Annotated in this window: 19 protein-coding genes; 12 read left to right on the plus strand and 7 right to left on the minus strand. The window is 69.6% G+C overall.

The genetic code is table 11. The features are described from left to right. Nucleotides 1-12 precede the first annotated feature (12 nt). From panC to pgi, 3 genes are all read left to right on the plus strand, one after another. On the plus strand, nt 13-858 hold the full coding sequence (gene panC, locus H4F98_RS08615) for a pantoate--beta-alanine ligase (RefSeq protein ID WP_182687011.1): 846 nt from the start codon (nt 13-15) through the stop codon (nt 856-858). Nucleotides 859-1,015: 157 nt separating this feature from the next. Next, nucleotides 1,016-1,396: an aspartate 1-decarboxylase gene (gene panD / locus H4F98_RS08620; RefSeq protein ID WP_141519203.1), complete on the plus strand. Its 381-nt coding sequence runs from the start codon at nt 1,016-1,018 to the stop codon at nt 1,394-1,396. A gap of 18 nt (nt 1,397-1,414) precedes the next feature. Beyond that, the gene (gene pgi, locus H4F98_RS08625; protein ID WP_182686776.1) at nt 1,415-2,935 is read left to right on the plus strand and encodes a glucose-6-phosphate isomerase; all 1,521 of its coding nucleotides are present in this window, start codon (nt 1,415-1,417) and stop codon (nt 2,933-2,935) included. Nucleotides 2,936-2,962: 27 nt separating this feature from the next. Here pgi and queG read toward each other — a convergent pair whose 3' ends face one another. Then, the gene (queG, locus tag H4F98_RS08630; protein WP_182686778.1) at nt 2,963-4,039 is read right to left on the minus strand and encodes a tRNA epoxyqueuosine(34) reductase QueG; all 1,077 of its coding nucleotides are present in this window, start codon (nt 4,037-4,039) and stop codon (nt 2,963-2,965) included. Between the two features lie 25 nt (nt 4,040-4,064). Here queG and H4F98_RS08635 point away from each other — a divergent pair, with 25 nt between their 5' ends. The 6 genes from H4F98_RS08635 (at nt 4,065) to H4F98_RS08660 (ending at nt 11,561) form a co-directional block, all read left to right on the plus strand. Continuing rightward, nucleotides 4,065-5,573 carry an NAD(P)H-hydrate dehydratase gene (locus H4F98_RS08635; protein WP_182686780.1) on the plus strand — a complete coding sequence of 503 codons (1,509 nt, stop codon included), beginning with the start codon at nt 4,065-4,067 and terminating at the stop codon, nt 5,571-5,573. Further along, nucleotides 5,566-6,030 carry a tRNA (adenosine(37)-N6)-threonylcarbamoyltransferase complex ATPase subunit type 1 TsaE gene (tsaE, locus tag H4F98_RS08640; RefSeq protein ID WP_182686782.1) on the plus strand — a complete coding sequence of 155 codons (465 nt, stop codon included), beginning with the start codon at nt 5,566-5,568 and terminating at the stop codon, nt 6,028-6,030. Before H4F98_RS08635 ends, tsaE begins: the two co-directional genes overlap by 8 nt. A gap of 114 nt (nt 6,031-6,144) precedes the next feature. Next, nucleotides 6,145-7,683: an N-acetylmuramoyl-L-alanine amidase gene (locus H4F98_RS08645; protein ID WP_425487586.1), complete on the plus strand. Its 1,539-nt coding sequence runs from the start codon at nt 6,145-6,147 to the stop codon at nt 7,681-7,683. Nucleotides 7,684-7,797: 114 nt separating this feature from the next. Further along, the gene (mutL, locus tag H4F98_RS08650; RefSeq protein WP_182686784.1) at nt 7,798-9,639 is read left to right on the plus strand and encodes a DNA mismatch repair endonuclease MutL; all 1,842 of its coding nucleotides are present in this window, start codon (nt 7,798-7,800) and stop codon (nt 9,637-9,639) included. Nucleotides 9,640-9,643: 4 nt separating this feature from the next. Beyond that, the gene (locus H4F98_RS08655; RefSeq protein ID WP_182686786.1) at nt 9,644-10,594 is read left to right on the plus strand and encodes a DUF1684 domain-containing protein; all 951 of its coding nucleotides are present in this window, start codon (nt 9,644-9,646) and stop codon (nt 10,592-10,594) included. A 10-nt stretch (nt 10,595-10,604) separates the two neighbouring features. Then, the gene (locus H4F98_RS08660; protein WP_182686788.1) at nt 10,605-11,561 is read left to right on the plus strand and encodes a TraB/GumN family protein; all 957 of its coding nucleotides are present in this window, start codon (nt 10,605-10,607) and stop codon (nt 11,559-11,561) included. Between the two features lie 28 nt (nt 11,562-11,589). Here H4F98_RS08660 and rnfB read toward each other — a convergent pair whose 3' ends face one another. From rnfB to H4F98_RS08685, 5 genes are all read right to left on the minus strand, one after another. Next, the gene (gene rnfB / locus H4F98_RS08665; protein ID WP_182686790.1) at nt 11,590-12,036 is read right to left on the minus strand and encodes an Rnf electron transport complex subunit RnfB; all 447 of its coding nucleotides are present in this window, start codon (nt 12,034-12,036) and stop codon (nt 11,590-11,592) included. Then, on the minus strand, nt 12,036-14,102 hold the full coding sequence (gene metG, locus H4F98_RS08670; protein ID WP_182686792.1) for a methionine--tRNA ligase: 2,067 nt from the start codon (nt 14,100-14,102) through the stop codon (nt 12,036-12,038). The genes rnfB and metG overlap by 1 nt, the downstream gene beginning before the upstream one ends. Nucleotides 14,103-14,238: 136 nt before the next feature. Then, the gene (locus tag H4F98_RS08675; protein WP_182686794.1) at nt 14,239-14,688 is read right to left on the minus strand and encodes a DUF2147 domain-containing protein; all 450 of its coding nucleotides are present in this window, start codon (nt 14,686-14,688) and stop codon (nt 14,239-14,241) included. Between the two features lie 162 nt (nt 14,689-14,850). Continuing rightward, a complete protein-coding gene (locus tag H4F98_RS08680; RefSeq protein ID WP_182686796.1) occupies nt 14,851-17,760 on the minus strand; it encodes a TonB-dependent receptor domain-containing protein in 2,910 nt (969 codons plus the stop codon). Nucleotides 17,761-18,017: 257 nt separating this feature from the next. Further along, on the minus strand, nt 18,018-20,045 hold the full coding sequence (locus H4F98_RS08685) for an alpha/beta hydrolase family protein (RefSeq protein WP_182686798.1): 2,028 nt from the start codon (nt 20,043-20,045) through the stop codon (nt 18,018-18,020). 339 nt (nt 20,046-20,384) lie between these two features. Between H4F98_RS08685 and apbC the strand changes: the two genes are divergently transcribed. From apbC to dcd, 3 genes are all read left to right on the plus strand, one after another. After that, a complete protein-coding gene (gene apbC / locus H4F98_RS08690) occupies nt 20,385-21,236 on the plus strand; it encodes an iron-sulfur cluster carrier protein ApbC (protein WP_182686800.1) in 852 nt (283 codons plus the stop codon). 122 nt (nt 21,237-21,358) lie between these two features. After that, entirely contained in the window at nt 21,359-22,729 is a 1,371-nt protein-coding gene (locus tag H4F98_RS08695) for a S8 family peptidase (RefSeq protein ID WP_182686802.1), read from the plus strand. Between the two features lie 123 nt (nt 22,730-22,852). Continuing rightward, nucleotides 22,853-23,419, plus strand: coding sequence for a dCTP deaminase (gene dcd / locus H4F98_RS08700; protein ID WP_141519327.1), 567 nt, complete (start codon nt 22,853-22,855; stop codon nt 23,417-23,419). A gap of 92 nt (nt 23,420-23,511) precedes the next feature. Here dcd and H4F98_RS08705 read toward each other — a convergent pair whose 3' ends face one another. Further along, entirely contained in the window at nt 23,512-23,811 is a 300-nt protein-coding gene (locus H4F98_RS08705; RefSeq protein WP_182686804.1) for a hypothetical protein, read from the minus strand. Nucleotides 23,812-23,824: the final 13 nt, after the last annotated feature.

Genomic DNA, 23,824 nt, shown 5'->3' on the forward strand with positions numbered 1-23,824 from the left:
CCGTTGCCCGAGATGCTTGAAACCCTGACCGAACTCGACGCGCTGCGCGGACGCGTCGCCGGATGGAAGCGCGAGGGCCTTCGCGTCGCCCTGGTGCCGACGATGGGCAACCTGCACGCGGGGCACTTCTCGCTCGTCGAGCTCGCGCGTGCCCGCGCCGACCGCGTGGTCGCCAGCGTCTTCGTCAATCCCACCCAGTTCGGCCCCGGCGAGGATTTCGAGCGCTACCCGCGCACGCCCGACGCCGATGCCGCCGGCCTGGACGCGGCCGGCTGCGACGCGGTCTGGATGCCGTCGGTGGAGACCATGTACCCCTTCGGCATCGACGGCACCGTCCGCATGGTCGTGCCGGGCGTCACCGCCGTGCTCGAGGGCGCCCATCGCCCCGGTCACTTCGACGGCGTGGCGACCGTGGTCGCGCGCCTGTTCAACCAGGTCCAGCCCGACGTGGCGGTGTTCGGTCGCAAGGACTACCAGCAACTGGCGGTGATCCGTTACCTGGTTCGCGAGCTGGCGTTCCCGCTCGAGGTCGTCGCCGCGCCCATACTGCGCGAGGCCGACGGACTGGCGATGAGCTCGCGCAACCAGTACCTCTCGGCCACCGAACGCCCGCGCGCGGCCGCCATCCATGCCACCTTGCAGGCGATGCGCCAGGCCTTCGAGGCGGGCGGGGCGGTCGAGTCCGTCGAGCGCATGGCGACCTCGCGCCTGGCCGCGGAGGGCTTCGATGTCGACTACGCCGTCGTGCAGCGCACCGACCTCTCCGGGCCGGCCGTGCAGGGCGCGCCCTGGGTGGCCCTGGTCGCCGCCCGCCTCGGCAGGACCCGCCTGATCGACAACCTCGAGTCCGGTTCATGAATCCCCGCTGACGCGACGGCGCGGCCGGACCGCGGCGTTGCGCCCGTGCGGCCCCGAATGGGGGTTCGCTGGGGGCATTGGCATGTTGCGGCGCGCCATCGGCTGCTAGAATCAGCGGTTCACGTCGACCTGCCGTCCCCGCGACGGAATGAACGCCATGCTGCTGAACGTACTCAAGGCCAAGATCCACCGCGCATCCGTGACCCACGCCGAGTTGCACTACGAAGGCTCGTGCGCGATCGACGGCCGCCTGCTCGATATCTCGGGTATCCGCGAATACGAGCAGGTGCACATCTTCAACATCAACAACGGCCACCGCTTCGTCACCTACGCGATCCGCGGCGAAGAAGGCAGTGGCGTGATCTCGGTGAACGGCGCGGCCGCGCACCTCGCCCAGCCGGGCGACCTGGTGATCATCTGTGCCTACGGGCAGTGCGACGAGGCCGAGGCGGCGGAATACAAGCCGACCTTGGTCTACGTTGACCGCGAGAACCGATTGACGCATACCAACGAGTCGATTCCCGCTCAGGCCGCTTGACGGCCGCCACTGCCATCGATGACCGCCACGGACAGGATTGAAGACACCCTCCGCGCCCACGCCGAGCGCCTGAAGCACGCCCGCACCGCCGACCTGGTCGCGCGGTCGCCGTCGCGTGCCACCGACCTGGCCCTGCGGGTCGGTCCGATCTACGCCAACTTCGCCCGCCAGGGCTACGACGGGCCCGCGCTCGAGGCCCTGTTCGGCTTGCTGCGCCAGGTCGATGCGCCGGGCCGTCTGCGTGCCCAGTTCGACGGCGAGGCGATCAACCTGACCGAAGGCCGCGCGGTGCTGCACACCGCGCTGCGCGGCGCTGCCTCGGACGCGCCGGCAGCGCGCGAGGCGCATGCACAGGCCCTGGAGGCGCGCGCCCGCATGGGCGAGCTGGTCGCGTCGCTGGAGACCAGTGGCGTCACCGACATCGTCAGCGTGGGCATCGGCGGCTCCGACCTGGGGCCGCGCCTGGCGGTCGACGCGCTGCAGGGCGTCGACGCGCGTCCGCGCGTGCATTTCCTGTCCAATGTCGACGGCCATGCGGCCCGTCGCGTGCTGGCCGGGCTCGACCCGGCGCGCACCGCCGGCATCCTGATCTCCAAGACCTTCAGCACACAGGAAACCCTGCTCAACGGGCGCCTGCTGGCCGAGTGGATGGGCGAGGCCGCCGCAAGCCGGCTGTACGCCGTCTCGGCCAACACCGCGCGCCCGGCCGAGGCGTTCGGCATTCCCGCCGCGCGCATCCTGCCCATGTGGGATTGGGTCGGCGGTCGCTATTCGCTGTGGTCGGCGGTCGGCTTCCCGATCGCGCTGGCGATCGGCATGGAGGCGTTCGAGGCCTTCCTCGCCGGCGCGGCCGAGATGGACGCGCACGTCATCGAGGCGCCACTGGAGCGCAACCTGCCGGCGTGGCACGCGGCCACCGCCCTGTGGAACCGCAACGGCCTGGGCCACGCCACCCATGCCGTGCTGCCTTACGACGACCGCCTGAAACTGCTGTCGAACTACCTGCAGCAATTGGTGATGGAAAGCCTGGGCAAGTCGGCGCGCCGCGACGGCTCGCCAGTGACGGTCGACACCGTGCCGGTGTGGTGGGGCGGGGTGGGCACCGACACCCAGCACAGCTTCTTCCAGGCGCTGCACCAGGGGACGTCGATCATTCCCGCCGACTTCATCGGTGTCGTCCGCGGCGACACCCCCCACGTCGAGAACCACCGGGCCCTGCACGCCAACCTGCTGGCGCAGACGGAGGCCTTCGCCAACGGCCAGGCCAGCGACGATCCGCACCGCGCCTACGCCGGCGGCCGGCCGACGACGACGATCCTGCTCGACACGCTCGACCCGCGCGCACTCGGTGCGCTGCTGGCGATGTACGAGCACAGCGTCTACCTGCAGTCGGTCGCGTGGGACATCAACGCCTTCGACCAGTTCGGCGTCGAGCTGGGCAAGCAGCTGGCGAGCCGGCTCCTGCCCGCGCTTTCGGGCGAGGCCGAGGCCGAGGATCCGGTCACCCGGGCGCTGCTGGCGGAATTGCGCAAGGACTGATCGCCCACGCCATGCGCGCGGCCGCGCTCAGGCGTCGCCGTGCTGCGCCAGTGCCCAGGCCACGTGCTCGCGTACCAGCGCGCTGGCATCGTCGCGTCGCGACTGCAGCGCCGCGACCACCTCCGGCGTCCCCGGGGCGTTGCCCAGGGCCACGGCGATGTTGCGCAGCCAGCGTTCGTGGCCGCTGCGGCGTATCGCCGAGCCCTCGGTCCGGCGCAGGAACTCGGCTTCGTCCCATGCGAACAGGTCGGCCAGGCTGGCGCGGTCGAGGTTGTTGCGGGCGCGGAAGTCGGGCTCGTCGCTGCGTCGGGCGAACTTGTTCCACGGACACACCAGCTGGCAGTCGTCGCAACCGAAGATGCGGTTGCCGATCGGCTTGCGCAGCGCCTCGGGGATCGCGCCCTCGTGCTCGATGGTCAGGTAGGAAATGCAGCGGCGCGCGTCCAGCCGGTTGGGCGCGACGATCGCGGCGGTCGGGCAGACATCGATGCAGCGCGTGCAACTGCCGCAATGCGCGTTGGCCGGCGGGTCGACCGGCAGGGGCAGGTCGACGTAGATCTCGCCCAGGAAGAACCACGAGCCGCCGTCCTTGTCGATCAGGCAGGTGTGCTTGCCGATCCATCCCAGTCCCGCGTTGCGCGCCAGCGCGCGTTCCAGCACCGGCGCGGAATCGACGAAGACCCGGTGCCCGAACGGGCCGATGTCCGCGGCGATGCGGTCGGCCAGGCGCTGCAGCCGCTGGCGCATGAGCTTGTGGTAGTCGCGGCCCAGCGCGTAGCGCGCGACATAGGCGCGCTCGCCGTTGGCCAGGGTGTCCCAGGCCTCGTCGCCGTCGTTGCGGCCGTAGTCCAGGCCCACCGAGATCACCCGCACGGTGCCCGGGACCAGTTCGGCCGGCCGCGCGCGCTTGTCGCCGTGTCGGGCCATCCATTCCATCGACCCGTAGAGGCCCTCGGCCAGCCAGCTGCGCAGGTGCGCCTCGTCCTCGTCCAGGTCGATCGCCGAGATGCCGCAGCGCTGGAAGCCGAACGCCTTCGCCAGCGCGCGCACGCGTGCGGCGATGGCATCGGGATCGGGCGGGACGGGGGCAGTCGACGGGGTCATGCGGGTGCCAGTATAAAATCCACGCATGCACGATGCCGCGCTCCATTCCGTCACCGCCCTGCGCACGCTGGAGGCCAACGCCGCGCGACGCCTGGGCGATGCCGCCGTGTTGATGCGACGCGCAGGCCAGGCCGGCTGGCACCTGTTGCTGGCGCGGTGGCCGCAGGCGATGCACATCGTGGTGGCGTGCGGGCCGGGCAACAATGGCGGCGACGGCCATGAGCTGGCGCGCCTGGCACAGGCCGCGGGACGCCGGGTGACCGTGCTGCAGCTGCCGGGCCAGGCCCCGGGCAGCGACCTGGCGCGCGAGGCTGCGGCGCGTTTCCTCGAGGCCGGCGGGGAGGTGAAGGTCTTCGACGGCGCGCTGCCGGTGGCCGACGTGATCGTCGACGCGCTGTTCGGGATCGGTTTGTCGCGCGCCCTCGACGGCGAGGGCGCGCGCCTCGTCGACGCGGTCAATGCCGCGTCGATCCCCGTGCTCGCGCTCGACTGTCCCAGCGGCGTGGATGCCTCGACGGGCACGGTGCCGGGGCCAGCGGTGATCGCCGACGACACCCTCGAGTTCCTCGCGCGCAAGGCCGGGCTCGCCACCGGCGCGGCGCTGGATCGCGTGGGGCGGACCCACCTGGCCGACCTGGGCGTGGAGGCGGTCGACTTCGCGGGGGTGGAGCCGGTGGCGACCTGCCTGGTCGCGTCCGACCTGCCGGACCTGTTGCCGCAGCGCCGGCGCGACAGCCACAAGGGGCACAACGGCCGTGTCCTGTGCGTGGGCGGCGACCACGGCCATGGCGGTGCGATCGTGCTGGCCAGCGAGGCCGCCCTGCGCGGGGGCGCCGGCCTGGTCGACGTCGCCACGCGCGCGGCGCACGTACCCGCGTTGCTGTCGCGGCTGCCGGAGGCGATGGCGCACGCGATCGCCATGCCGGTGACGGGCCACCTGGCCGACCTGCTGGCGACCTGCGACGTGGTCGCGCTGGGTCCCGGCCTGGGGCAGGCGGACTGGGGGCGCGCGCTGTTCGCGGCCGCCCTCGCGACCCGGCATCCACGGGTCATCGATGCCGACGGCCTGAACCTGCTCGCGGCCGGGCCCGTCCCGCTTGCGGTGGACGACATCCTCACCCCGCACCCCGGCGAGGCCGCGCGCCTGCTGGGCTGCACGGTGGCCCAGGTACAGTCCGATCGACTCGGTGCGGCCGGGCGACTGGTCGAGCGCTGGGGCTGCACCGTGGTGCTCAAAGGCGCTGGTACGGTCGTCGCGGCGCCCGAGCGCACAGCCCGCATCATCGCCGCCGGCAATCCCGGCATGGCGGTGGGCGGCATGGGCGACGTGCTGTGCGGCCTGGTCGCGGCGTTGCGCGGACAGGGACTGGGCGCCTTCGAGGCCGCGTGCCTGGGCGCACTGCTGCATGCCGCGGCGGGCGATGCGGCGGCCGCATCCGATGGCGCGCGGGGCCTGCTGCCCAGCGACCTCATGCCCTGGCTGCGACGGCTCGGCAATCCCTCCCAGTCCCCACAGGACCCGCGCCATGCATGAACCGGTACCCGAACGCCACCTCGCCGACGCCGACGCCACCGAGGCGCTGGGCGCGGCGCTGGCCCGCGCACGGCCACCGCGGGCGGTCGTCTACCTGCGCGGGGACCTGGGCGCCGGCAAGTCGACCCTGGCCCGGGCGCTGCTGCGCGCGCTGGGCGTGACCGGAACCATCCGCAGCCCCACCTACACCCTGGTCGAACGCTATCCGCTAGACGACGGGGGCGAGGCCTGGCACCTGGACCTGTACCGGATCGCCGATGCCGGGGAGCTCGAATTCCTCGGCCTGGATGCCGACGAGACCCGCTTGTGGCTGGTCGAATGGGCCGAACGGGGGGCGGGCGCACTGCCCGCGGCCGACCTGGTCATCGAACTGGCGGTGGCCGGCGACGGGCGCTCGGTACGGCTGGTGCCGGCCAGCGCACGGGGCGTCGCCTGGCTGGATGCCGTGCCGGGTTGAAGGCGCGAGTTGCGTCCCCTTCCTGAATATTTCCGCAGGAAGTCGTGGCAGGTGACGGATTCGTAAAGAAAAAATGGCTTGCAAAAGCCCGGAAGTGGTGCTTGACTAGCCTCCATGCGAATCAAGGGGGCCACCGTGCAGAAGGGTCTGATGGGGCTGGCGCTGTTGGGCGCCCTGGCCTGGAACTTCGCGCATGCCGCCCAGATCAAGGACCTCCAGCTGCGCACCGGCGCCACCGGCACCCGTGCCGAGATCGTCATGGACGCGCAGGGCGAGGTCAGCACGCTCAGCCTGTCCGGTCCCGATCGCCTGGTGGTGGACTTCCCCGGTTCCGACCTCGCCAGGGGACTGGCCCTGCCGGCGCCATCGGGCGTGGTGAAAAGCGTGCGTACCGGCCATCCGGTCCCCGGCACCACCCGTATCGTCTTCGACCTGGCGCAGCCGGTCGCCGTGCTCAAGCCGCGCGTCGAGCCCGGCGCGCAGGGTCCGGTGCTCGTCCTCGAGTGGCCCGGCGACGGCGTCGATGCCGCCCCGGCGACGGCGGTTGCAGCCGTGCCGGCCGCCTCGACGAATACCCCTGGCAACGTGCCGACCCCGGCCACGGCTGCCAGCGTGCCGCCTTCGACGGCAGCCGAATCCGACCGGGCGGCGTCGTCGGCGGCGACTACCCGGCTGATCAGTGAGCTGGCCGCGCGCGCCGAGGCCGCGCGGGCGGCGAAGGCCGCCGCGACGCCGACGACGGCAACCGGCGGCAACGCGGTCACCACGATGGCGGCCAGCGTGCCGGCGCGTGGCATCCCGACCACCGTCGCCACCGGCCGGCCCACGCCCGTCGCACCCGCGCCGGCCCCGGCGCAGCCCACGCCCGCCCAGGTCAGCCGCATGCTCTCCGAGCGCGCGCTGCGGCCGCTGGTCATCGCCATCGATCCCGGCCATGGCGGCCAGGATCCGGGGGCGATCGGCAAGAACGGCAAGCGCGAGAAGGACGTCACCCTCGCGGTCAGCCGTGAGCTGGCCCGGCAGATCAACGCCACGCCGGGCCTGAAGGCCTTCCTGACCCGCGACAGCGACGTGTTCATTCCCTTGAACCGGCGTGCCGTGCTCGCCCGCCAGGTCAAGGCGGACATCTTCGTCTCCATCCACGCCGATGCCGCCGAGAACCGCGAGGCCCGCGGCGCGTCCGTGTACGTGCTGTCGCTGCGTGGCGCCACGTCGCAGCGTGCGCGCTGGCTGGCCGACAAGGAGAACGCGGCCGACCTGATCGGCGGCGTGCGCCTGGAAAGCACCAACAACACCCTGGCCTCGGTCCTGATAGACCTGACCCAGAGCGGGCAGATGAAAGCCTCCGGCGAAGCCGCCGACCACGTCCTGGAGAGCCTGGGCCGGGTCGGCCAGAAGCGCCGGGTCGAGCAGGCCAACTTCGCCGTGCTGCGCACTTCCGACATGCCGGCGATGCTGGTGGAAACCGGTTTCATCTCCAATCCGGACGAAGAGCGCCTGCTCACCGACCCCGGCTACCAGCGCAAGCTCGCGAGCGCCGTGCTGGAGGGCGTCAACACCTATTTCGAGCGCCAGCCGCCACCGGGCACGATGTACGCGGCCCGTGCCAGCGCCGAAATGGCCGCCGCAAGCGGGCCCGGCGGCAGCCCCTGAGGCGAAGCGGGGACTGGCGCGCGATGGGCGACCGCCGGGTTCGTTATCATCGAGGCATCGGACGGCACCGCGAGGTGCCGTTCCGCCTTCCGAGATGATGCCGATGCGATGCCCGTGACGATCCGCCCCCTGCCCGACACCCTCATCAACCAGATCGCCGCCGGCGAAGTCGTCGAACGCCCTGCCTCGGTGGTCAAGGAACTGGTCGAGAATGCACTCGATGCCGGCGCCAGCCGCGTCGACATCGACCTGGAGGAGGGCGGCGTCCGCCTGATCCGCATCCGCGACAACGGCAGCGGCATTCCCGCCGACGAGCTTCCCCTCGCGGTATCGCGACATGCCACGAGCAAGATCGCGTCGCTGGACGACCTCGAGGGCGTCGCGACGCTGGGGTTCCGCGGCGAGGCGCTGCCCTCGATCGCTTCGGTCAGTCGCTTCTCGATGAGCACGCGACGCGAGGATGCCGAGCACGGCAGCGTGCTCGAGATCGACGGTGGCCGCGTCGGCGAGGTCATGCCGCGGCCGCACCCGCAGGGCACCACGGTCGAGGTGCGCGACCTGTTCTTCAACGTGCCGGCGCGCCGCAAGTTCCTGCGCGCCGAGCGCACCGAGCTCGGCCACATCGAGGAATGGCTGCGCCAGCTGGCGCTGGCGCGACCGGACGTCGAGCTGCGCGTCTCGCACAACGGCAAGCCATCGCGTCGCTGGAAGGGCGAGGGCGGCGGCGCGGGGGCGCCCTCGTTGCTCTCCGACACCCGCCTGCACGAAACCCTGGGGCAGGAATTCACCCGCAACGTCCTGCGCGTGGACCACGCCGCCGCGGGCCTCCGCCTGCACGGCTGGATCGCGCAGCCGGCCTACAACCGCGCCAGTACCGACCAGCAGTACCTGTTCGTGAACGGGCGTTCGGTGCGTGACCGCAGCATCGCGCACGCGGTGAAGCAGGCCTATTCCGACGTCCTGTGCCATGGCCGCCATCCGGCCTACGTGCTGTTCCTGGAGCTCGACCCGCGCCGGGTCGACGTCAACGTCCATCCGGCCAAGCACGAGGTGCGGTTCCGGGATTCGCGCCTGATCCACGACTTCGTCTACCGCACGCTGCACGAGGCCCTCGCCGGCACGCGCGCGGGCGTCGAGGCGGGCGCCGGTGCCGCGCACGGTCCCGCCGACGGACTTGCAGCGCCGGCCGGCTTCGCCGCGCAGGGCCCGGGGGCGGGCTTCGGTGGCGGCTACATGCCCCAGGCGCCGCTCGGACTGGCGCAGGTCGCCGAGGCGCGCAGTGCCTATGCGTCGCTCTACGGCGGCGGTGGCGCTGCCGCCGCCCAGGCGCCGTCGCTGCCGCCGTCGCTGCCGCGGGGCGAGGACGCGAGCCTCCCGCCGCTGGGCTACGCGCTCGCGCAGTTGCACGGGATCTACATCCTCGCCGAGAGCGCCGAAGGCCTGGTGGTGGTCGACATGCATGCCGCGCACGAGCGGATCGGCTACGAGAAGCTCAAGGCCGCGCATGACGGCGAGGGCCTGCGCACGCAACCCCTGCTGGTGCCCGCGAGCCTGGCGGTGTCCGAGCGCGAGGCCGATGTCGCCGAACGCGAAGCGGGCACGCTGGCGGAGCTGGGCTTCGAAGTCACCCGCAGCGGTCCGCAGTCGTTGACCCTGCGCTCGGTGCCGGCCTTGCTGGCCCATGGCGACGTGGAGGCGCTGTTGCGCGACGTGCTGGCGGACCTGCGCGAGCATGGCGAGTCGCGGCGGGTGGCGGCCGCGCGCGACGAGCTGCTGTCGACGATGGCCTGCCATGGCGCGGTGCGCGCCAACCGGCGACTGACCGTGCCGGAGATGAATGCCCTGTTGCGCGAGATGGAGGCGACCGAACGCTCCGGACAATGCAATCATGGGCGTCCGACCTGGGCACGCTTCGGCCTGCCCGAAATCGATCGTTGGTTCCTGCGAGGGCGATGAGCAGATGCTGAGGGGAAGCGTGGTGATTGGATTGCTGGCCATGGGCATGGCGCTGGCCGGCTGTGGCAACGACAACGAAGGCGACAACGTGGATGCAAAGGCAATGAGTGCACGGGACGAGGCCTTCCAGGCCGATCAGCAGCGCTGGCGCCGCCAGCGCGTGCAGGCGTTGACCATGCCCGACGGCTGGACCAGCCTGGTCGGCCTGCATTGGGTCGAGCCGGGCCCGCACTATTTCGGCAGCGACCCGGACAACGGCATCCGCCTGGGCGTCGGGCCGGCGCACGTCGGCATGATCGAGCTGCGCGGCGGTCGCCTGGGCTTCGTTCCCGACAAGGACGCTGCGCTCACGCTCGATGGCGAACCGATGACCGGAGCGGCCACGATCCGTGCCGACGACGATGCCGCCGGGCCCAGCGTCATCGGTTTCGACGAGGGCAAGGGCCTGATCACCGTGCTCAAGCGCGGCGACCGCTATGCGTTGCGGGTCAAGCACGCCGATGCCGCGACGCGCGTCCGCTTCAAGGGCCTGGACTACTGGCCCGCCGACCCGGGCTGGCAGGTCGAGGGCCGTTTCACCGCGCACCCGCCAGGCACGACGCTGCCGGTGGGCAACATCATCGGCACCCTCGACGACACGCCCAATCCCGGCGTGGTCGAGTTCGAGCGCGACGGCAAGACCCATCGGCTCGAAGCCCTGGACGAAGGCGACGGCAGGCTGTTCCTGGTCTTCGCCGACCGCACCAGCGGGCACGAGAGCTACGGCGCGGGGCGCTTCCTGTATGCCGATCCGCCCACCGCGGACGGGCGCGTGCTGATCGACTTCAACCAGGCCTACAACCCGCCCTGCGTGTTCACGCCGTTCGCGACGTGTCCGCTGCCGCCCCTGGAGAACCGCCTCGACCTGGCGGTGACCGCGGGCGAGAAGAAGTACGACCACGAAGCCGCGAACTGAGGGACCACGCATGCATCCGATCCGCTCCATGCTCATCGCCGGCCTGCTGGCCTGCACCCTGCCGCTCGCCGCCCTGCCGGCCGATGCCGCCTCCCAGCCCGCCGTGGGCGATGCCGCGCCTGACGGGACTCCGCCGGTGCCACTGCTGTGGAAAGTCTCCGACGCCGACAATTCGATCTACCTGCTGGGTTCGTTCCACCTGCTCAAGCCCAGCGACTACCCGACGGCCGCGGAGATCGACGCGGCCTTCGACCAGGCATCCGAGGTCGTGTTCGAGATCCCGCCCGCGGCGCTCGCCGATCCGGCGACCGGGATGAAGATGCTGCAGGCCTCGGGTTATGCCGATGGCCGCAGCCTCAGCCAGGTGCTGGCGCCCGGGGAGCTGGAGCAGCTCGATGCGCTGTTCAGGGCCAGCGGCCAGTCGGTGGCGTCGGTCGAGGCCTACGAGCCGTGGTTCATCAACCTGTCCCTGGTGATGGGAATGTCGCAGGCGATGGGTTTCGACAGCACCCATGGCCTCGACCAGCACCTGATCGCGCGGGCGGCGGACAAGGGCAAGCCGACCGCCGGCCTGGAGACGATCGATGCCCAGCTGGCCGCCCTCGACGGCATGCCGATGGAGGAACAGGTGGAGAGCCTGGTGGAGTTCGTACAGGACCCCGCGCAGGCCCGGGTGGAACTCGCCCAGATGCACGACGCCTGGCGCCAGGGCGATACGGGCCTGCTGGAAACGCTTGCGATCGACGAGATGAAGTCCCGCACGCCCGAGTCCTACCGGCTCGTGAACGTGGCCCGCAACGACGCCTGGTTGCCGGAATTGCAGGCAATGCTGGACGACCGGAGCGACGAGGATGTCCTGGTCGTGGTCGGTGCGATGCACCTGCTGGGCGAGGACGGCCTGGTCGACAAGCTCAGTGCCGCCGGCTATGCCGTCGAGCGCATGTGCGGCGCCTGTTCGGCGGAGTGACGCGCAAGCTTGCCGCGTCGCTGCCGCGTCAGGGGACGAGGGCGTCCGCGCGCGGCGGGACCAGTTCGATGCAGTCGACGGGGCAGGCGGGCAGGCAGAGCCCGCACCCGGTGCACAGGGGCTCGATGACCACGTGCATGAGCTTGCTGGCCCCGATGATGGCATCGACCGGGCAGGCCTGGATGCACTTGGTGCAGCCGATGCAGTCGGCCTCCACCACCACCGCGACCGGCGCCGGATCCTGAAAAGTGCCGCGCGTACGATCGTAGGGGCGCGCATCCACGCCCAGGCAGCGCGCCAGCGCCCGCGCGCCGGCGTCTCCGCCCGGCGGGCAGCGTTCCACGCCCGCGGTGCCCGCGGCCATCGCCTCGGCATAGGGTCGGCAGCCGTCGAAGCCGCATTGCCCGCACTGGGTCTGCGGCAGCAGCCGGTCGAGGCGTTCGACCAGGGGCGGCGTCGTGGCCGCGGGCGCCATCAGCGGACCGGCATACCGGCCTCGGCGGCCGCATCGGCGTCGAGCAGGGCGAGCTGGCCGGCATCGAATCCGGCCGAAAGGATCATGCCCTCGCTCAGGCCGAAGCGCATCTTGCGCGGCGCCAGGTTCGCGATGAACACCACGTTGCGCCCCACCAGGGCGCCGGGTTCGGGATAGGACGCGCGGATGCCCGAGAAGATCTGGCGGCGGCCCATCGCGCCGGCGTCGAGTTCGAAGCGCAGCAGCTTGTCCGAGCCCTCGACGAATTCGCAGGCGACGACCTTGCCGATGCGCAGGTCCAGCTTCGCGAAGTCATCGATGCCGATCGTGGCCGGCGCTTCGTCAGGCTCGTTCGCCTTGGGCGCGACGGGCTTGGCGGCGGGCGTGGCGACCGGGGTGGTGTCCGCGGTGGGCTTCAGGGATTCCTTGCTGGCTTCGGTCATGGCGTCGATGTGCTTGGGGTCGATACGGGTGAACAGGGGCGTGTAGGCGGCGATGCGGTGGCCGAGCAGGGGCGCGGCAAGCCCCTCCCAGTGCGCGACGGGGGCCGACAGGAAGGCCTCGGCTTCGCCGGTGATGCGCGGGAGCACCGGCTTGAGAGCGGTGTTGAGCACGCGGAACAGGTTCAGCGCCTGCGTGCACACCGCCTGCAGGCGCGCTTCGGCGCCTTCTTCCCTGGCGATCACCCAGGGCTTGTGTTCGTCGATGTAGCGATTGGCCTCGTCGGCCAGGGACATGGTCATGCGCAGGGCGCTGGCGGCTTCGTTGCGGGCGTAGGCGGCCGCGATCGGTGCGAGCTGTTCGACGAAGCGCGCGTACATCGCGGGGTCCGGCAGCGCGTCCGCCAGGAGGCCGTCGAAACGCTTGTGGATGAAGCCTGCGCAGCGGCTGGCGAGGTTGACGAACTTGCCCACGAGGTCGGCGTTCACCCGCGCCACGAAGTCCGCCAGGTTCAGGTCGATGTCGTCGACGCCGCCGGAGGTCTTGGCCGCGTAGTAGTAGCGCAGCGCCTCGGGATCCAGGCCCACGTCGAGGTAGGTGCGGGCCATCACGAAGGTCCCGCGCGACTTGGACATCTTCGCGCCGTCCACGGTCAGGTAGCCGTTCACGTGCAGGCGCGTCGGCGCGCGCATGCCGGCGCCGTGCAGCACCGCCGGCCAGAACAGGCCGTGGAAGTTGACGATGTCCTTGCCGATGAAATGATGCAGCTCGGCCTCGCTGTCGGGCGACAGGTAAGCCTCGAAGTCCAGGCCGCGCGCCTCGCACAGGGCCTGGAAGCTGCTCAGGTAGCCGATGGGGGCATCCAGCCACACGTACAGGTACTTGCCGGGATGGTCCGGGATCTGGAAGCCGAAGTACGGCGCGTCGCGCGAAATGTCCCAGGCGCGCAGCCCGCCCTCGGCGTCCAGCCATTCCTGCAGCTTGGCCTTGACGCCGGTCAGGGCGACGTCGCCGGCCATCCACTCGCGCAGGAACCCCTCGAACTGGCCGACCTCGAAGAAGAAGTGTTCCGACTCGCGCAGCTCGGGGGTCGCGCCGCTGAGCACCGAGCGCGGCGACTTGAGGTCGGTCGGGGCGTAGGTCGCGCCGCAGTTTTCGCAGTTGTCGCCGTACTGGTCGGCGGTGCCGCAGTTGGGGCAGGTGCCCTTGACGTAGCGGTCGGGCAGGAACATGCCCTTCTCGGGGTCGAACAGCTGGGCGACGGAGCGGCGCCCGATGTGCCCGGCCGCGTCGAGCTTGCGGTAGATCGCATGGACCAGGTCGCGGTTGCGCGGCGAGTTGGTCGAGTCGTAATGGTCGAAGGCGACCCCGAAAGCGGCGAAGTCGCGCTCGTGCCCGGCCTGGATGCCGGCGATGAACGCCTCGGGCGTCATCCCCGCCTTCTCGGCGGCCAGCATGATCGGGGTGCCGTGGGTGTCGTCGGCGCAGACGAAGTGCGCGGCGTGGCCGGACAGCCGCTGCGCGCGCGACCAGATGTCGCCCTGGATGTAGCCGACCAGGTGGCCCAGGTGCAGGGGGCCATTGGCGTAGGGCAGGGCGCAGGTGACGACGAACTCGCGTGACATGGGGACCGCATGGCTGGAAAAAGGTCATGGATTATCGCATGCCCTCCGGCGACGCGGCCGCGCCGCGGCCGGGGCACGCCACGCAAAAGGCCCGGTTTCCCGGGCCTTGAGCGGTTGACGCGGTGGAACAGGACGCCTATTCGCTGCGGCGTACCCAGACCTGGGTGCGGCCCAGCAGCGAGAAGCCGATGAAGCCGCGGACCTCGAGCTTTTCGCCGCCATCGGTCAGGCGGATCTTCGCCGAATAGAGCTTGCCGCTGGCCGGGTCGAGGATCTGGCCGTCCTCCCAGGCGTCGCCGTCGGCCTTCAGGCCCCAGAGGATCACCATGCCCTTGACCGGCTTGTCCTTTCGGTCGCCGGAGCATTTGTCGCACACGGGATTGGGGCCGCGCTCGGATTGCAGGATCTCGTTGACCTTGCCGGCCAGGCTGCCGTCGGCGGCCTGGTAGATCTCCACCACGGACTTGGGCTTGCCGGTCTTGTCGTCGATGGTCGTCCACTTGCCGACCGGGGTCTGGGCGAAGGCGGCGAACGAAGCGGCCGCGAGCGGCACGGCGAGCAGCAGGGCGAGCAGTCGGTTGCGCATGTATCCCTCCGGGGTGTCGAACTGGGTGGGGCCGTCTGGCGCGGCGTTGGGCCTTTATACCGCATTCGCGTGCGTATGGAAGGGGGCGCCTGCCCCCATGAACAACAAGGGCGGCATTGCTGCCGCCCTTGTCGGGTACCGCGTGGAACGTGTCCGGTTCGATCAGAACTTGTAGTTGAACTGGATGTAACCGGTGCGACCGTACCAGTCGTACTGGGTGGCGAATGCCGGGACGTTGCCGTAAACCGAGCGGTTGATACCGCCGGAAATGGTCGGCGGATCCTGGTCGAAGATGTTGCGCACGCCCACCAGGATCGACCAGTCGGGCTGGTCGTAACGGACCGAGAAGCCGTGGTACACCGCGCGCTCGGCCGTCACGTCGCGGTAGCCGCCACCGGGAAAGCCGAAGTACGGGGCAACGACGTCTTCGCCCAGCGCGCTGGTGCCGTGCACGTAGTTCATGAACCAGGTGTAGGTCCAGTCGTTGCGCTCGAACGCGGTGCGCAGGTTGGCCACGACCTTCGGGCGGCCGATGTCGCCGTTGAAGTCGTCGGTGTCGAAGCCGCTGGCCTGGTCCGGGTCGAACAGCTGCTGGAAGTCCTCGAACACGTAGGTGGCTTCACCCTGGACGTCCAGCTTGCCGGCCGGGAATTCGTTCTCGTAACGGACGAGCAGGTCGTAACCGCGGGTACGCTGCTTGTTGATGTTGATGTACGAGTCACGGACCTCGGTGATCGCATGCGGCGCAGTCGGATCGTTCGTCGGATTGCGGTCGAACAGGTCGCAGAACGCGTTCGGGTAGTTCGGCGAACCGTAGCAGCCACCCAGGATCGCACCGGCGCCCAGCTGGCCGATCTGGTCGTTCACTTCGATCGAGAAGTAGTCCAGGGCGATGCTGAAGTCGGCGAACTGCGGGGTGAACACGATGCCCACCGTGCTGGCTTCGGAGGTTTCCGGATCCAGCACGCCCGCGCCACCGCCCGAGACGACCGTGGCGGACGAAGCGCCACCCGCGTAATCACCGGGGATGCCCGCGGCTGCGCAGTTGGCCGCCAGGGTCGCATTGTTCGAGTTCGCCCAGTCGATGCAGGGATCGATGTTCAGCTGGCTCAGGAAGCCGGTCTGGTTGCCCAGGTACAGCTCGTACAGGCCCGGTGCGCGGTAGGACGTACCGGTCGTCGCCCGCATGCGGAACGACGGGGTGACCTGCCAGCTCAGTCCGGTCTTCCAGACGTAGTCGGAATCATCGACCGACGCGTAGTCGAACCAGCGGGCCGAGGCGTTGACGGTCAGCGACTCGATGCCCGGGATGCCGGCGAGCAGCGGCGCCTCGACTTCCATGAACAGCTCGGTCACGTGGTCGTCGCCCTTGGTGACCTGGGCGGAGGACTGGCCCCACAGGTCGCCGTTCTGCGACAGTTCGCTGGGCTGGTCGTCGATGCTGAAGTCGCGGTACTCGACGCCGAACGCGGAAGCCACCGGGCCGGCCGGCAGTTCGAACAGGTCGCCGGTGGCGATGCCGGTGAACACCAACTGGTCGTAGACGGTGTTACCCGTGTTGTATTGACCAATCTGCGCCTCCAGCTCGTCCATGTTCTCGCCGCTCAGCACGCCAGGACTGAAGTAATCCAGGACCGGCGCGTCGTCGTCGAACTGCACGTCGCCCGAGCGCGAGGCCACGATGCCCAGCCCCGTGTAGTCGCCGTCCGAGTAGGTGTACGACAGGTTGGCCTGCCAGGACCAGGTGTCGGTCGAGCTGAAGATGCCGTTCAGGCCCGTGGTCAGGTAGTAGTAGTCGATCTTCTCGCTGTTGTTCGAGCGGAACGGAATGACCGGCTGCGCGATGCCCGAGTCCACCGGCGCGGCGTATGTCGGGTCGTTGGCGTAGCTGTAGCCCGGGATGAGGGCCGTGGCGCCACCGACCAGCGGGAAGAACTGGCGGAAGCGCTCGGAGCTGGTCTCGCGGCGCGAGGCCATCACCTGGGTGTCCCAGTTGATGCTGTCGAAGGCGACGCTGGCGCTGCCGTAGAACTTGAAGCGCTCTGACTCGTTGAGGATGTACTGGTTCTTGTAGAAGTCGTAGTTCAGCACGTCCTCGTAGAACGCCTCGCCGTTGGCATCGTCGTAACGGCCGTTGGCGCGCGGACGGTAGCCGGGGATCATGCCGACGGTGGTGCCGTCCGGCGACGGGACGTAGCGGGTGCCGAACAGCGCGTCGATGACGGTGTTGGCGTACAGGTTGTTGCAGCCGCCCAGCGACGTGCCAGCGGTGATCGAGCGGTCTTCGCGATCGATGATGTTGCCGTCCGCGTCGCGGACGAGGTCGCGCGGGCAGTTGAAGTAGTCGCGGTCGCCGACCTTCAGCGGCTCGTACTTCTGCCACTCGGCGCCGATCACGATGTTGCTGTTGTCGAAGTTCCAGCCGGTGGCCGCGGAGACGCCGAAGGTCTCGCCGCCGCCGTCGAAGGGCATGCGGCCCTGGACGAAGATTTCCGGGCGGTCGATGTTGCGGCGGGTGATGTAGTTCGCGACGCCGGCGACGGCGTCGGAGCCGTAGATCGAGGACGCGCCGTCCTTCAGGATCTCAACGCGCTGGATGACGCTGGTCGGCAGGACGCTGAGGTCGAACGCCTGGACCTGGCCGCGGGTACCCGAGGGACCGGGGCGCTTGCCGTCCATCAGCACCAGCGTGCGCTGGGCGCCGAGGCCGCGCAGGCCGACCGTCTGGACGCCCAGGCCACCTTCGACGACGAAGCCGCCGAACTGGTTGTTGATCTGGGTGGAGCCGGCGGCGACGCTCGACTGCTGCAGGAATTCACCGGCGTCGACCTGGCCGATCTCGACGGCGGAGTCGGCGGTGATGACCTGTACCGGCGAGATGGAGTCGTATTCGACGCGGCGGAGCAGCGAGCCGGTCACCGTGATCTTGTCGAGCTCGGTGGGCTGGCTGTCGGAGGCCTGGGCGGCTTCCGTGGCGGAGGTTTCGGTCTCGGTTTCGGTCGCTTCCTGGGCCAGGGCCGGTGCGCCGTAGAGGCAGCCGAGCATGGCGACGAAAAGCGGAAGCCTGTTCATGGTCAGGCGCTTCTTACCATCAACTTGCATGGTGGTGGTTCCCCTAAAGTGGTTGATCCCCAAAACGTAAGCAAATTGTTGTGCTTACGTTAAGCGAGTGTAAACAGCCGGGTTAACGAAAAGCAAATGTCCGCTCGGGAATGACTTGATGCGGTCATCTCTTTCGCTTACGCGCGCCTGTTCATCCTGTGTGCCCGGCGGGAATGCCGGGCGGGTGGAGGCGGGCCCGTGCGGCCCGCCCCTGCGTATCGCGACGGTCAAAGCCCGTTCGGACCGCATTCGTTGGCCAGATAGTCCTCGATCAGGTCGAGCGTCTGGATCTGGTGGCGGTAGTACCAGGGCATGCTGTGAGGCATGTCCGGGATGATCTCCAGCTTCGCCGGCACCTTGCGGCGCACGCCGGCATAGAAGTCCTCGGCATGGAACTTGGGCGTGCGCACGTCGCGGTCGCCCACGTAAAGCAGGACCGGGATGTTGGCCTTGTCGGTGTTGCGCATGGGATCCATGCCCTTGACCGTGTTGCCCTGGAGGATCCGCTGCAGGCGGTTGTCCGACCACGACATGCCGATCCGGCCCAGGTCGGTCACCGGGGCACCCGCGATCGCGCACTGGTACGGGCTGTTCGGGCGGACGACGGCGGCGGCGGCGGCAAACCCGCCATAGGAGTAGCCGAAGATCGCGATGCGGTCCTTGTCGGCGATGCCCTGCTGGACCAGCCATGCCGCCGCGTCGTCCTTGTCGTCCTGCATGCCCTGGCCCCACTTGCCGTCGCCGGCCAGCCACAGCTTGCGCCCCAGGCCCGAGGAGCCGCGGTAGTTCGGCCGCAGCACCGCGTAACCACGCGAGGTCAGGAACGGCACCCAGCCCGAACCGTCCCAGCCGGTGTAATCGCGCGCCCAGGGACCGCCATGCGGATGGATGATGGTCGGCAGCGGACCATCGGCCTTGGTCCATCCGGCCGGCAGGTCCAGCACGGCCGGGATCTGCATGCCGTCGCGGGCCGGGTAGGTCACCCACTCCTGGCGGCCGATCGAGGCGGTGTCCATCCACGGACGCGACTTGCCCAGCAGCTTGACCTGTTTGCGGTCGAGCAGCAGGTAATAGGCCGGGGGGTTCTGTGCGCTCTCGGTCGAGAACAGGATCCGCGAAAGGTCGTCGTTGTAGTTGCGGATCGAGACGGTCTGGCCCGGGTAGGCGTTCTTGAGGCCGTCGTGGATCGACTTCATCTCCGGATCGGTGAAGATGGTCTGCGGCTCGGGGCCGGAGACGGTGAAACCGAGGATCCGGTTGAAGTTGCTCGGCTGCGAGCCCAGCACCAGGCCCGAGATGGAGAACGTCGGGTGCGCGACCAGGGCCTCCTTGTCGAATTCGTGGCGCTGGGCGTCGTACATCCAGGCCTGGATCTTGTCGGAGAACAGGTCGGTCAGGACGTAGAACTTCCCGCTCTCCTCGTCGCGTCCCACGATGTCGAGCGAGAAACGCTCGCTGAGCTTGGTGGTGAGGTTGTCGTGGGTCTCGAACTCACCCGTCTCCGGGTTCTTGATCAGGATGCGCTGTTCGAACTCCGTCCCGGAGGTTGCTTCAAGCTCGGTGCGCGTCAGCAGGTCGCCCGTACGCGGGTCGAACAGGCCGGGCTGCGAGCGGCCACCACCGCGGAACAGCAGCTTGGTGGTCTCGGTGCGCAGGTTGTAGAGCAGGTAGCTCGAACTGAAGTCCGCCTGGTTGACCTGCGAGATGATCACGTTCTCGGGGTCGAGCGGCAGGGTGTTCACCAGGTTGGCCGAGCCCGACAGCTCGAAGCAGCGCTGGGTGGCCTCGCTGACGCCGACGTTGCCGCGCTTGTTGGCGAAGGCCTCGTCGAACTCCTTGAGGTCGGTATGGGTCAGGTAGAGCTTGGTGACGAAGGTGCGCGTGGCGCCGGTCGACTTGCCTTCGCCACAGCCGCCGAGCGCGCCGGTCCACTCCTGTCGCGCAAGCGCGAGCACGCGGTCGGCCTTCATTGCGTTGGCGGCGATGAACTTCATGCGATCGCCCGAGGGGGTGACGACCGGGTTGGAATCCGGATCGTCCAGGTTCCAGGTGGCGAGTGCTGTTTCCTTGTCGTCCGTCCCGGGAGCGGCGATGAGGGCGACCAGGTTCTTGCCGTCGGTGCTCATGGAAACCGACTGGATGGCGGGGACGCGCGCGAACGCATCGGCGGGGATGGGTTCGCGGGCGAAGGCGCAGGTCGCCGCCAGTGAAAGGCAGGCGGCCGCGAGTCGCAGGCTGTGGGTCTTTGTCTTCATGAATCCTTGGCTCTTGCGTGGATGGGTCGGCATTCCTTGGAATCGGGAGTGGCGCGCCCACGGGCCATGGCCCGGATCGGCTCACCGGGTTGGAAACGGGCGTGCCCGCTCCGGATGGCTGTGTGTCCCCTGATTCCCGTGGGCGCCAAGCCCGGCCATGCCCGGGCAAGGTGACGTCAGGTGTATCACGGCTGAACGGCTCCCCCGTCGGTGACCCTATCCCAATGGACAGGACTCGTCCACAACGGTGCCGTATGGACACCGGTGGTCGTGGAGCCGGCGCGTACAATGGGCGCTGCGGTCGCCCCGCGCGGCCTGTCGTCATACCGGACCCACGCAATGAATGTCTCCACGCACGCCGTCCAGCCCAACCTCGCGCCGCTGCCGGGCATCCGCAACATCATCGCCATCGGCTCGGGCAAGGGCGGGGTGGGCAAGTCCACCACCGCGGTCAACCTCGCCCTGGCGCTGGCCGCCGACGGCGCGCGGGTCGGCGTGCTCGATGCCGACATCTACGGCCCCAGCGTGCCGGCCATGCTGGGCCTGTCCGGCCGTCCCGACAGCCCCGACGGCAAGAGCATCGAACCGATGCGGGCCCATGGCGTCGAGGCGATGTCGATCGGACTGCTCGTGGACCAGGACACGCCGATGATCTGGCGCGGGCCCATGGCGACCTCGGCCCTGACCCAACTGCTCGAACAGACCCGCTGGGGCAACGGCGAGGTGCTCGACTACCTGATCGTCGACCTGCCGCCGGGCACGGGCGACATCCAGTTGACCCTGTCGCAGAAGATCCCGGTCGCCGGCGCGGTCATCGTCACCACGCCGCAGGAGATCGCCACCCTGGACGCGCGCAAGGCGCTGAAGATGTTCGAGAAGGTCGAGGTGCCGGTGCTGGGCCTGCTCGAGAACATGGCCGTGCACGTGTGCTCCCACTGCGGGCATGCCGAGCACGTGTTCGGCAGTGGCGGTGGACGCGCGATGGCCGAGCGCTACGGGGTGCCGCTGCTGGGCAGCCTGCCGCTCGACGTGGGCATTCGTGAACAGGGCGATGCGGGCGTTCCGGTGGTCGCCTCCGCGCCGGATTCCGCTGCGGCGCAGGCCTACAGGTCGGCGGCGCGGGCCCTGGCCGCACGGCTCGCGGAGCGGCCGCGGGCCGCGCAGCCGATCGCGGCGTCGCTGCTCGGCTAGCGCGCTCCCGTCCCGGTTTTCATGCTGCGGCGCACACTCCGGCCCGCCGGGCCGGTGCTAGTGTCGGCCGGTCGCCCATGTCCCGGGCGTCGCGAACCATCCCTGTTCCGGAGGTTTGAAGCATGAATCGAGTCGTTCGCAATTCCCTGCTGGCCGGCGCCGTCGTCGCCGCGCTGGGCCTGTCGGCCACCGCGTTCGCGGGCGGTCGCCCGGACCTGGTGATGTCCGGCCTCAAGGCCGGCAAGCCGCACCAGGCCGATGCCCTGATCGTGAAGTTCCGCGACGGCACCGTCGCTTCGCAGCAAGGCGCCGTGCGCGGTGGCCTCGGCGCCAGCGCGGTGCGCACCCTGCGCGCCGGCGGCAAGGGCGGCGATGTCGTCCTGATGCGCCTGCCCAGGGGACTGGGCGTCGCCGCGGCGATCGAAGCGCTGCAGGGCGACCCCAGCGTGGAATACGCCGAGCCCAACTGGACCTACCGGCACAACGCGACGTCCAACGACCCGCTGTACACCAATGGTTCGCTGTGGGGCATGTACGGCAACACCAGCAGCCCGGCCAACGCGTACGGCTCGCAGGCGGCGGAAGCCTGGGCCGCCGGCCACACCGACTGCAGCAACGTCTATGTCGGCGTCATCGACGAAGGCATCTACTACAACCACGAAGACCTGGCGGCCAACGTCTGGACCAACCCCTACGATCCGGTCGACGGCGTGGACAACGACGGCAACGGCTACGTCGACGACGTCCACGGCTGGGACTTCGAGGGCGGCAGCAACGACATCAACTCCGGCGGCGTCAACGACGACCATGGCACCCACGTCTCGGGCACCATCGCCGGCGTGGGCGGCAACGGGAAGGGCGTGGCCGGCGTGTGCTGGTCGGGCGTCAAGCTCATCAGTGGACGCTTCCTCGGCCGTCGCGGCGGCAGTACCGCCGACGCGATCGAGGCGATCGACTACATGACGGACCTGAAGGTCCGCCACAACATGAACATCGTGGCGACCAACAACTCCTGGGGCGGCGGAGGCTTCTCGCAGGCGCTGCAGGACGCGATCGGTCGCGCCGGCGACGCCGACATCCTGTTCATCGCCGCGGCGGGCAACGATGCCTACGACAACGATGCCCAGGCCAGCTACCCGTCCAACTACCCGAACGCCAACATCATCGCGGTCGCCTCGATCACCAGCAGCGGCGCGCTGTCGAGCTTCTCCCAGTGGGGCGCCACCACGGTCGACATCGGCGCGCCCGGGTCCGGGATCGCATCGACCGTGCCGACCCGTTCCAAGGGCAACGTGGTCTCGGCCTACGCCAGTTACAGCGGTACCTCGATGGCGACGCCGCACGTGACCGGCGCGGCCGCCCTGTACGCGTCCTCGCACCCGGCGGCGACGGCCGCGCAGGTCAAGGCGGCGATCCTGAACGCCGCCGTTTCCACGCCGTCCCTGCAGGGCAAGGTGCTCACCGGCGGTCGCCTTGACGCCAGCGGGTTCTGAACCCCGCGCTGGCAGTGGAACCGGAAGGGCCCGGGCGACCGGGCCCTTTTGCCATCGGGCGCGGGCATCCGGACCGGCCTGCCGCTAGAATCGGCGTTCCCCAAGACAGGTGACCCCTTCGAGATGAGCATCAAGTCCGACCGCTGGATCCGTCGCATGGCCGAGGAACAGGGCATGATCGAGCCCTTCGAGCCGGGCCAGGTCAAGCACGTGGGCGGCGAGCGGATCGTGAGCTACGGCACCTCGAGCTACGGCTACGACGTGCGCTGCTCGCGGGAGTTCAAGGTGTTCACCAACATCAACTCGACCATCGTCGACCCCAAGCACTTCGACCCGGGCAGTTTCGTCGACGTCGAGGCCGACCAGTGCATCATCCCGCCGAACTCCTTCGCCCTGGCGCGCACGGTGGAGTACTTCCGCATACCGCGCGACACCCTGGTCGTCTGCCTGGGCAAGAGCACGTACGCGCGCTGCGGGATCATCGTCAACGTCACTCCGCTCGAACCGGAGTGGGAGGGCCACGTGACCCTGGAGTTCAGCAACACCACGCCGCTGCCGGCGCGCATCTATGCGAACGAAGGCGTGGCGCAGATGCTGTTCTTCCAGTCCGACGAAGTCTGCGAGACGTCCTACAAGGACCGGGGCGGCAAGTACCAGGGCCAGACCGGCGTCACCCTGCCGCGCACCTGAGCCGGCCCGGGCGACGGGTCGTCGATTGCACGAAACCCGCCGAAAGGCGGGTTTTCCATGACGGGGCGGGACAGGTCGCGCGCCTGCCCGCGTCAGCCGCGGACGTAGGTGACGAAAAAGCCCTGCAGGTCGCCGTTCTCGGTGTAGCCGACGACATCGACCACGCGGTATCCGTTGGCATTGAAGGCGCGATGGGCCTGGTTGAGCTCGTTCGCCGCACCGGTCTTGCGCGCGCCGAAGTCCACGTCCACGTAGAGGCTGACGGACTGCTGGCCATTGCGCGCGGCTTCCTGCGCGGCGCGGTCGTAGTAGCCCTGGGTGGCGGCATCGGCGCTGCCGATGGATGCGGCTGCGAGGGTGGCGAGCAGGGTGGCGAGGAGGAGGGCGCGCATGCAGGGTTCCTTG

This window comes from Marilutibacter spongiae, from assembly GCF_014145325.1.
Taxonomy (GTDB): Bacteria; Pseudomonadota; Gammaproteobacteria; order Xanthomonadales; family Xanthomonadaceae; genus Marilutibacter; species Marilutibacter spongiae.

What these genes read in the sequence shown, in the direction of transcription:
- panC (WP_182687011.1), top strand. Translation starts at nt 13, where the DNA reads ATGCTTGAAACCCTGACCGAACTCGACGCGCTGCGCGGACGCGTCGCC.
- panD (WP_141519203.1), top strand. Translation starts at nt 1,016, where the DNA reads ATGCTGCTGAACGTACTCAAGGCCAAGATCCACCGCGCATCCGTGACC.
- pgi (WP_182686776.1), top strand. Translation starts at nt 1,415, where the DNA reads ATGACCGCCACGGACAGGATTGAAGACACCCTCCGCGCCCACGCCGAG.
- queG (WP_182686778.1), bottom strand. Translation starts at nt 4,039, where the DNA reads ATGACCCCGTCGACTGCCCCCGTCCCGCCCGATCCCGATGCCATCGCC.
- H4F98_RS08635 (WP_182686780.1), top strand. Translation starts at nt 4,065, where the DNA reads ATGCACGATGCCGCGCTCCATTCCGTCACCGCCCTGCGCACGCTGGAG.
- tsaE (WP_182686782.1), top strand. Translation starts at nt 5,566, where the DNA reads ATGCATGAACCGGTACCCGAACGCCACCTCGCCGACGCCGACGCCACC.
- H4F98_RS08645 (WP_425487586.1), top strand. Translation starts at nt 6,145, where the DNA reads ATGCGAATCAAGGGGGCCACCGTGCAGAAGGGTCTGATGGGGCTGGCG.
- H4F98_RS08655 (WP_182686786.1), top strand. Translation starts at nt 9,644, where the DNA reads ATGCTGAGGGGAAGCGTGGTGATTGGATTGCTGGCCATGGGCATGGCG.
- H4F98_RS08660 (WP_182686788.1), top strand. Translation starts at nt 10,605, where the DNA reads ATGCATCCGATCCGCTCCATGCTCATCGCCGGCCTGCTGGCCTGCACC.
- rnfB (WP_182686790.1), bottom strand. Translation starts at nt 12,036, where the DNA reads ATGGCGCCCGCGGCCACGACGCCGCCCCTGGTCGAACGCCTCGACCGG.
- metG (WP_182686792.1), bottom strand. Translation starts at nt 14,102, where the DNA reads ATGTCACGCGAGTTCGTCGTCACCTGCGCCCTGCCCTACGCCAATGGC.
- H4F98_RS08675 (WP_182686794.1), bottom strand. Translation starts at nt 14,688, where the DNA reads ATGCGCAACCGACTGCTCGCCCTGCTGCTCGCCGTGCCGCTCGCGGCC.
- H4F98_RS08680 (WP_182686796.1), bottom strand. Translation starts at nt 17,760, where the DNA reads ATGAACAGGCTTCCGCTTTTCGTCGCCATGCTCGGCTGCCTCTACGGC.
- H4F98_RS08685 (WP_182686798.1), bottom strand. Translation starts at nt 20,045, where the DNA reads ATGAAGACAAAGACCCACAGCCTGCGACTCGCGGCCGCCTGCCTTTCA.
- apbC (WP_182686800.1), top strand. Translation starts at nt 20,385, where the DNA reads ATGAATGTCTCCACGCACGCCGTCCAGCCCAACCTCGCGCCGCTGCCG.
- H4F98_RS08695 (WP_182686802.1), top strand. Translation starts at nt 21,359, where the DNA reads ATGAATCGAGTCGTTCGCAATTCCCTGCTGGCCGGCGCCGTCGTCGCC.
- dcd (WP_141519327.1), top strand. Translation starts at nt 22,853, where the DNA reads ATGAGCATCAAGTCCGACCGCTGGATCCGTCGCATGGCCGAGGAACAG.
- H4F98_RS08705 (WP_182686804.1), bottom strand. Translation starts at nt 23,811, where the DNA reads ATGCGCGCCCTCCTCCTCGCCACCCTGCTCGCCACCCTCGCAGCCGCA.